Below are 8,106 nucleotides of genomic sequence, written 5' to 3' on the forward strand. Positions count from 1 at the left end.
CGCGGGTTGCCCCGCAGGCATGGGGCGCCGAGCCCCTGTGCCTCCCGCCCGGGTTGCGGCCGACCTGTTGGGGGGGGCCCCCCCCCCCCCGGGCCACGGCGCATTCGGAGAGCGCCGAAGTGCCCCGATGAGCAGCACCGAAGTGCCCCGATGAGCAGCACAGAAGGAGCCAGCATGCGAGCCACGATGATCTACGGCCCTCACGACATCCGCGTTGAGGACAGGCAGGATCCGGAGCTGCACCTGCCGGGGGACGCGATCGTGCGGGTGGTCGCCGCCTGCGTCTGCGGCTCCGACCTGTGGCCCTACCGCGGTGTGCGCGCCACCGAGAAGGCGCACCCGATCGGTCACGAGTTCGTGGGCATCGTCGAAGCCGTGGGGGACGACGTCACGGTCGTCTCCGAGGGCGACTTCGTCGTGGCGCCGTGGGCCGTCTCGTGCGGGGAATGCCCCCAGTGCCTCAACGGCGTCCAGGTCGCCTGCGACCACCGCGCCGCGTGGGGCGGAACGGACGAGGACGGCTTCCCCGTGGACGGCGGGCAGGGCGAGCGCGTCCGCGTTCCGATGGCCGACGGGACCCTCGTGCCGGTACGCGGCGTGACGGAGCCGGACGAGCCCCTCCTGAAGAGCCTGCTCACGCTCTCCGACGTCATGGGGACGGGCCACCACGCGGCGCTCGCCGCTGACGTCGGGCCCACCCGGAGCGTCGTGGTGGTGGGCGACGGCGCCGTCGGCCTCTGCGGGGTCCTCGCCGCGAAGCGTCTGGGCGCCGCGCGCATCATCGCGATGTCACGGCACGAGGATCGCGCCGAGATCGCCCGCAAGTTCGGGGCGACGGAGATCGTCGCGGAACGCGGGAAGGCCGCCGCGGACAAGGTGCGGGAGCTGCTCGGGGGAGTCCTGGCGGACTCGGTGCTCGAATGCGTGGGCACCAAGGAGTCCATGGATCAGGCCCTGCACTGCACCCGTCCCGGCGGGAGCGTGGGTTTCGTGGGCGTTCCCGCGGGTGGCGCCGAGCTGCCCATCGGCCTGCTCTTCTCGAAGAACATCTCAGTCGGCGGCGGCGCGGCCTCAACCCGGGCGTACCTGCCGGAGCTGCTCGAGGACGTGCTGTCCGGGGCCATCGATCCGGGCCTCGTCTTCGACTCCGTGATGCCGCTCGAGGACGCCGCCGAGGCGTACGCGGCGATGGATGAGCGCCGGGCGATCAAAGTCATGCTCGTGCCGGGCGGGACGGACTGACGGCGGGAGGCTCGAAGGCCGCCTACGCGGAGATCGACCGGCGCGGCGGCTCGCCCTTGGCTTGCCGGTGTCCCCGCAAGGCTTCGGACTCCGCCTTGCGCGCCTTCCGCGGCGGGAGGGTCCACCACGGGCCGAGCGCTGCGTCCAATGCCTCGGCCTCGTTCGCCGTCATCTCGCCCGCGGCCCAGCGCCGGCGCTGGCGGTAGAGCCACGAGCCGAGGTTCCGCTCCTCGCGTGGCGCGCGCCCGCACCCGGGAAGCCGCCCCTCGGCGGTTTTGAATTCGACCACGCGGGCGAGGAGGTTCCGGAACTTGAGGTTCGGCTGCGAACTCGTGCCGCCGGGCCCCGCGTGAGCGGGTGGGACCGAGAACGGGAAACTGCCCGGCGTCGGGGGCGTGCGGCCGGATGCGGGCTGTGCGGGGGAGGCTGACGGCACGCCGTTGAGCAGACGCAGCTGTTCGACGAGGCCGCGGATCTCCCGGGCCTCAAGCCCTCGGGCGCCCTTGGGGGTTCCGGACGGATTGGCCACACGCGGAGCTTAAATCGGCAGCCTCCGGGTTGTGCGGAGCCACGCCGGATGCGTCCGCTCAGAAGCCGCCCGCGACGACGACGCCGGCCGCGGCGGCCAGGAGCGTGAGGCCGAGGGTCCCGAGGGCGTTGAGCGCCGCGAGGCCCGGGCGACCGGCCTGGACGAGGCGGACCGTCTCGACGCTCGCCGTGCTGAACGTGGTGTAGCCGCCGAGGAATCCCGTGCCCGCGACGGCCTGGAGGTCGGTCGGCGCGCCGTGGAGGGTGGCGCCCGTGACGAGGCCCAGGAGGAACGAGCCGGTGACGTTGATGAGGATGGTCCCGAACGGGAGGGCCGTGCGGAACAGGGACCGGACGAGCCCATCGACCATGAACCGGGTCCCGGCGCCGAGGCCGCCCGCCATTCCGAGGAGGAGGACCGTCATGCACTTCTCCGGGACCGCTGCACCGACGCGACCCAGATTCCCAGCACGCTCGCGAGGACCCCGCCGATCACGGTCGCAGCGAGGTAGGCGAGGGCGCCGAGGGGGCGTCCGGAGGCGAGGAGGCGGTCGGCCTCGACTGCGAAGGTGCTGTACGTGGTGAACGCACCGACGAAGCCGGTTCCGATGAGCAGGCGGAGGAGCCGCCGTCGCCCGTGGTCTGCTCCGCGCCGGGCGAGCGCCTCGAGGAGGAACCCGAGGATGAAGGCCCCGGCGAGGTTGATCACCAGGGTGGGCAGTGGCCAGCCCGCGGGTGCGGGTAGCGTGAGCTCGAGGCCGTAGCGGGCAAGCGCTCCCGGCACTCCGCCGAGGACGACGACGGCGATGTAGCCCGGGTGCAGATGCAGCGGGAGGCTCGGGCGCCGGGCACCGAGGGTGCCCGCGTCCCGCGGGTCCGCGGCCGCGTTGGGCTTCGCGGCCATCACCGCTCCCCGCGCCCGTGGTGATGGCCGAGGGGCACGACGACGACGGGCCGCGCCTGGCGATGCGAGAGCCGCAGTGCCACCGACCCCCCGATGACTTCCTCGAGGCGGGCGCGCTCGCGGCTGCCGACCACAATCATGGAGGCGTCGATCTCCTCCGCGTGGCCCCCCAAGGCGGCGGCCGGCTCGCCTGCGAGGGCGACGAAGGTCCAGTTCAGTTCGGCGTCGGCGAGTTCCGACGTGAGGCCGCGGTAGAGATCCGCGCGGATGTCCGCGGCGTCGTCGTCGACCCCGTCGGGATCGATGGCCACCGCCTCTCGCCGCCCGTCCGCCTCGCGCTCGGGGAAGGCAGCGGGGTCTGCGAAGGCGCAGACGAGCGGGACGCCCAGGGTGTGCGCGAGGTCCGCCGCCCGGTGCAGGACCGCGAGCGACTGGCCGGGAGTGACCCCGACGAGCACGGCACCGTTGAGGCGGCGGAGCCGGTAAGGGGTCGGCTGAGCATCGGGCACCCGGCCAGCTTACCGCCGGGACATCGCGGCCCTCGGCTGGCGCGATCAGCTCCGGTATTCCGGATTCGGATGCTCCGGATTGCTCAGGTCCCAGTTGAACGTGACGTTCCCGTGGGCGGGAATCCCGCCCGCGTCCTTCAGGCGCCGCGCGGTGTGGAGCATGTTCCACGCGGCGAAGACGGTGTTGCGGGTGGTCCAGTGGTTCTGGGCGCCGCGGTTGTCGTCCAAATAAGAGGGCCCGGGGCCGGCCTCGCCGTTCCAGTAGGCGTCCGCCTGTGGCGGGATCGTGAAGCCGATGTGGCTGAGGGCGTAGAGCAGCTGGGCTGAGCAGTGCTTGCCGCCGTCCTCGTTGCCGGTCACGATCACGCCGCCGACCTTGCCGTAGTAGGACCACTGTCCCGCCGGATTCAGCTCGCCCGACCAGCCGTACAGCCGCTCGACCATCTTGCGGGTCACGGACGACTGGTCGCCGAGCCAGATGGGGGTGGCCATGACCACGATGTCGGCCGGCTCGATGAGGCTGTGGTACAGGTCTGGGAACTCGTCCGTCTCCCAGCCGTGCTCCCGCATGTCGGGATAGACGCCGGGAGGAATGTCGTAGTCAACTGTGCGCACTACGTCGACGCGGGCCCCCACGCCCTCCAGCACGTGCCGGCTGATCGCGAGGAGGCCGTCCGTGTGGCTCACTTCGGGGCTGCGTTTGAGGGTGCCGTTGAGATAGACGGCACGCAGGTCGGCGAAGTCCGTGGTGTTGGCCGCGATCTCGGCATCGATGAAGGCCTGGACCGATTCCGGCAGCATGGCCGGCTCCTTCCGTCGGGGTGCCTCGATGCTAGGCGCGCCCGCGCGCCCGAGGCGAGGTCCGGCGTCGTCCGCTTGTGTGACTAGGCTGGTCAGGCGACAAAGGAGGAAGCTCTGGCCAGGAGATTCGGGGACGTACATGTGCTCGACGAGCGCAACGGGATCCACGTCCGGACCGGCGGCTCGGGAGAGCGGACCTTCGTGCTCGTGCATGGAATCGGGGCTTCGTCGGTCTATTTCCGGCCGCTCGCCGAGGAACTCGCGAAGCACTCGCGGGTGTTCCTGCTCGAACTGCCCGGCCACGGGAAGAACCTCGAGCCGAAGCGCCCACTGAGCATGGGGGAGTTCGCCGAGGCTGCGTGGCGGGCGTTCGATCGGTTCGAGGCCGGCCAGCCGACGATCGTGGGGCACTCGATGGGATGCCAGGTTGCCGTCGAGATGGGCATCCAGCGGCAAGGCCGCGAGCGCGTTGCCCTGCTCGCGCCCACGGTGAACACCGCCGAGCATTCGGTCCCGCTGCAGGGCCTCCGGCTCCTGCAGGACACGCTGCGGGAGCCGTGGGACGTCAACGGGATCATCACGAGGGATTACCTGCGCTGCGGGGTCCCTTGGTGGCTCAAGACGCTGCGCGAGATGATGGCGCATCGGATCGAGGAGCGCATCGGCCTCCTCGAGCGGGAGGTGCTTATTGTCGGCGGGGAGCGGGATCCCATCGCTCCGCCCGACTGGCTCCACCGGCTCGCGGCGCGCGCCCGCTCGCCGCGCGTGGTGGTCGTGCAGCGGGCCCCGCACGTCATGATGTACACCGACCCGCGCGTGGTGGCCCGCCTGCTGCTGGAATCGACGCCCTCGTGAGCCGCGGGATCGGACGAGCCACCGTCCTGGCGCTGCTCGCCGTGGGCCTCATGTCCCTCAACGCGCGGGCGCCGCTCGTGAGCCTCGGCCCCGTGCTCGGGAGCATCCAGCATGACACCGGCCTCTCAGCCGCAGTCGCCGGTCTGCTCACGGCCATCCCTGTGCTGTGCTTCGGGCTCGTCACGCCGGCCGCGGCGTGGTTCATCGGGAAGATCGGGCTCAATCACGCCAACCTGTACTTCTTCGGGGGCCTCGTGCTCGGCGTCGTGATCCGGTCGTTCGGCGGGCCGGTCGGGGCGATTGTGGGCACAGTAGTGCTCGGTGTCGCGATGACGATCGTGAACGTGGTGACGCCGCTCCTCGTCGGCAGGGACTTCCCGCACCGCGCCGCGCTCATGACGGGGCTTACGACGGCGGCCGTCAACGTGGGCACGACGATCGCCTCCGCGGCGACGGCGCCGCTCGCAGGAGTGATCGGGTGGCAATGGTCCCTCGTCTCGTGGCTCGCGCTGACCGCGCTCGCCGGTGCCGTCTGGTTCTCCGTGTTCCCGCCGTCCAAGGACGGTCCACGGTGGTCCGACAACGACTTCCCGGGCCCGCTCGCCCGGGCAGCCGCGCGCCGTCGTGCCGAGCTGCGCGCCGCCCAAGGACAGCCCGGCACCCAGACCGGGCCCCTGCCCACGGTTCCGGCGCCGAAGCTCAGCCCGGCCAACCGCCGCATGACCCGGCTCTTCACCGTGGCGTTCGCCCTCCACAACCTCGGCTACTACGGCATCACGCTGTGGCTGCCCACGTTCCTCGTGCAGACCCGCGGAATGACCGCCTCCGAGGCCGGGCTCGCGGCGAGCCTCTTCCAGCTCTTCGCGATCTTCGGGCCTCTGCTCGTGCCGGCGCTCGCCCGTGCCGGATGGGGGGCGCAGCGGCTGTTCGCCCTCGTTGCGGCGTGCTGGATCACGCTGCCGGTCGGCATCCTGCTCGCCGCCGACCTCTGGCCCCTGTGGGCGCTCGTGGGCGGCGTCGCTCAAGGCGGCACGTTCACGGTCATGTTCACCGTGGTGATCCAGCGGGCCCGCTCGCTTGACGAGAACCGGCGCATGACGGCGTTCATCCAGTCAGTCGGCTACGGTTTCGCGTCCGTGGGCCCGATCCTCATGGGCTTCCTCCGCGATGCCGCGGGCGGCTGGACGGCGCCGTTCCTGTTCATCCTCGCGGCCGTCGTCGTCATGGCCGGGTGCGGGATCGCGGCGATCCGCTCTCGCTAGCCGCGGTGTTCGGTGCCCGAGGCCACGTGCGCCGGCGCCGCCGTCGACCGGCGGACCACGAGTCTCGGGTTGCTGCTCTGATCCACTGGGGGCGCCCCCGGGTTGGCGAGGCGCGCGAGGGCGGCGGCGCCGGCGGCGCGTCCGAGGTCGAGGGCGTGCAGGTCCACGGACGTGAGGTCAATGCCGTGCAGCCGTGCGATCCGGGAGTCGTCGTACCCCACGAGGGAGAGATCGCGCGGCACGCTGAGACGGAGCGCGTGGGCGGCCTCGCGGACGCCCAAGGCGAGCTCGTCGTTGTGGGCGAAGACCGCCGTCGGCCGTTCTGCCCCGACGAGCAGTGCGCTCGCGGCGCGCCACGCCGCCTCCTGGGTGTATTCGTCGGCGACCACGACGCGCGGGGTGAGGCCGGCGTCGAGCATGGTTGCGGCGTAGGCACGACGCCGCTCGAGATGGCCTTCGGCTCCGGGGCCCGTCACGTGGGCCACGCGCGTGTGCCCGAGGCGCAGGAGATGCTCCGTGGCGGCGCGAGCGCCCGCGCGGTCGTCCGAGTAGACGCTGTCCACGCCGTCGATCCGCCGTGCCACGTTTACCAGCGGCATACTGGCCGCCAAGGCCTTCACGCGCTCGTCGGTGTCGAAGAGCGTTGCCGCGATGACGATGCCCACCCGGGCTTCGACGAGGGAGTCCATCGCGCCCTCATCGACGGTGCCCTGCGACTGCGAGACACTGAGGATGAGGCGGTTCCGTGCGCCCTCGAGGGATTCGCGCACTCCGCTGAAGATATCCACGAACACTTCATTGCGCAGGTCCAGGAGGAAAAGCCCGACGGCGGAGGGCCGCTTGCTCGCGAGGTCAGCGGCCGCCGCGTTGTGCCGGTAGCCGAGGCGCTGGGCGGCTTCCAGGATCGCCTGCCGCGTCTCGCTGCTCACCCCCGGCGCGCCCCGAAAGGCGAAGGAGACCAAGGTGCGGGAGACCCCTACCGCTTGGGCGACGTCCTCTTGCGTCACGGCCCTTTGGCGGTTGCGCTCTTCCCTCACCCTGTCATCCTCGCATGGCTGTTCAGGGGATTTGTCGGTTTGACTTTACATAGTTTCCTTTCGCGCGTTAGTCTCATTGAGACGCGGGTCACTTTCCCGCCTCCAGCTGACAAAGGAGTCCAGATGGCTACTGCCTCTGCGCACAGCGGAACCCCCAGTACTGCTCCACTTCCTCCGCTCACAGATGGCCCCCACCGCAAGCGGCTCGGGCTCGTGGCTCTCGTCGCCACGTTCGGAGGACTGCTCTTCGGCTATGACACGGGCGTCATCAATGGCGCGCTGAGCCCGATGTCCGCCGAACTAGGACTAACGCCCATGACCGAAGGGGTCGTCACGGCCTCGCTCGTCTTCGCGGCCGCGATCGGTGCGATCTTCGGCGGGCGCCTCTCGGACGCCTGGGGCCGACGCAAGACGATCATCCTCCTCGCCGTGCTCTTCTTCGCCGGAACCGTCGCGGTGGTCTTCACCCCGAATTTCGAGGTCCTCGTGGTTGGGCGGATTCTCCTCGGCCTCGCGGTGGGCGGAGCCTCGACCGTGGTGCCGGTCTTCCTCGCGGAACTCGCGCCCTACGAGATCCGCGGCTCGCTCGCCGGGCGCAACGAGCTCGCGATCGTGATCGGCCAACTCGCCGCGTTCGTGGTCAACGCCATTATCGGCAACCTCTTCGGCCACCTCGACGGCGTCTGGCGCATCATGTTCGCGATCTGTGCGCTGCCCGCCATCGCCCTCTTCTTCGGCATGCTCCGGATGCCCGAGTCGCCCCGCTGGCTGGTTGAGAAGGGCCGCCGGGATGAAGCGCTCGCCGTGCTCCAGACCGTCCGCGCCACGGATCGGGCCGTCGCCGAACTCGCCGACGTCGAGCTCGTCGCCAAGGAGGAGCGGGAGAGCCACCAGATCGGCTGGCGTGCCATCTTCTCCAACAAGAACCTGTTCCGGATCCTGCTCGTCGCCATCGGCCTCGGGATCGC

Annotated in this window: 10 protein-coding genes; 4 read left to right on the top strand and 6 right to left on the bottom strand. The window is 71.0% G+C overall.

Annotation, left to right across the window (positions count from 1 at the left end; translation table 11 throughout):
* Window positions 1-174 precede the first annotated feature (174 nt).
* Window positions 175-1,242 (top strand): zinc-dependent alcohol dehydrogenase family protein, encoded by a 1,068-nt coding sequence (locus ACTHL9_RS00140; RefSeq protein WP_440516599.1) that lies wholly within the window; start codon window positions 175-177, stop codon window positions 1,240-1,242.
* A 22-nt stretch (window positions 1,243-1,264) separates the two neighbouring features.
* Here ACTHL9_RS00140 and ACTHL9_RS00145 read toward each other — a convergent pair whose 3' ends face one another.
* The 5 genes from ACTHL9_RS00145 to ACTHL9_RS00165 are packed head-to-tail and all read right to left on the bottom strand — an operon-like array spanning window position 1,265 to window position 3,984.
* Window positions 1,265-1,771 (bottom strand): helicase associated domain-containing protein, encoded by a 507-nt coding sequence (locus tag ACTHL9_RS00145; protein ID WP_440516600.1) that lies wholly within the window; start codon window positions 1,769-1,771, stop codon window positions 1,265-1,267.
* A 58-nt stretch (window positions 1,772-1,829) separates the two neighbouring features.
* On the bottom strand, window positions 1,830-2,195 hold the full coding sequence (locus ACTHL9_RS00150) for a fluoride efflux transporter FluC (RefSeq protein ID WP_440516601.1): 366 nt from the start codon (window positions 2,193-2,195) through the stop codon (window positions 1,830-1,832).
* Window positions 2,192-2,674 (bottom strand): fluoride efflux transporter CrcB, encoded by a 483-nt coding sequence (gene crcB / locus ACTHL9_RS00155; protein WP_440516602.1) that lies wholly within the window; start codon window positions 2,672-2,674, stop codon window positions 2,192-2,194. The genes ACTHL9_RS00150 and crcB overlap by 4 nt, the downstream gene beginning before the upstream one ends.
* A complete protein-coding gene (locus tag ACTHL9_RS00160; protein WP_440516603.1) occupies window positions 2,674-3,183 on the bottom strand; it encodes a universal stress protein in 510 nt (169 codons plus the stop codon). Before ACTHL9_RS00160 ends, crcB begins: the two co-directional genes overlap by 1 nt.
* A gap of 45 nt (window positions 3,184-3,228) precedes the next feature.
* On the bottom strand, window positions 3,229-3,984 hold the full coding sequence (locus ACTHL9_RS00165; protein WP_440516604.1) for a flavodoxin family protein: 756 nt from the start codon (window positions 3,982-3,984) through the stop codon (window positions 3,229-3,231).
* A gap of 141 nt (window positions 3,985-4,125) precedes the next feature.
* On the opposite strand from ACTHL9_RS00165, the gene ACTHL9_RS00170 reads away from it, so the two are divergent.
* Together ACTHL9_RS00170 and ACTHL9_RS00175 are read left to right on the top strand one after the other, a co-directional pair.
* The gene (locus ACTHL9_RS00170) at window positions 4,126-4,839 is read left to right on the top strand and encodes an alpha/beta fold hydrolase (RefSeq protein ID WP_440516605.1); all 714 of its coding nucleotides are present in this window, start codon (window positions 4,126-4,128) and stop codon (window positions 4,837-4,839) included.
* Entirely contained in the window at window positions 4,836-6,101 is a 1,266-nt protein-coding gene (locus ACTHL9_RS00175) for an MFS transporter (RefSeq protein ID WP_440516606.1), read from the top strand. Before ACTHL9_RS00170 ends, ACTHL9_RS00175 begins: the two co-directional genes overlap by 4 nt.
* On the opposite strand, the gene ACTHL9_RS00180 is transcribed toward ACTHL9_RS00175, so the two are convergent.
* A complete protein-coding gene (locus ACTHL9_RS00180) occupies window positions 6,098-7,138 on the bottom strand; it encodes a LacI family DNA-binding transcriptional regulator (protein ID WP_440516607.1) in 1,041 nt (346 codons plus the stop codon). The two genes, ACTHL9_RS00175 and ACTHL9_RS00180, sit on opposite strands and share 4 nt — an antisense overlap.
* A 123-nt stretch (window positions 7,139-7,261) precedes the next feature.
* On the opposite strand from ACTHL9_RS00180, the gene ACTHL9_RS00185 reads away from it, so the two are divergent.
* Window positions 7,262-8,106: MFS transporter (locus tag ACTHL9_RS00185; RefSeq protein WP_440516608.1), on the top strand; the 845-nt coding region annotated here is incomplete at its 3' end.

The sequence above is a fragment of the Sinomonas sp. genome, assembly GCF_051955515.1.
Lineage (GTDB): Bacteria > Actinomycetota > Actinomycetes > Actinomycetales > Micrococcaceae > Sinomonas.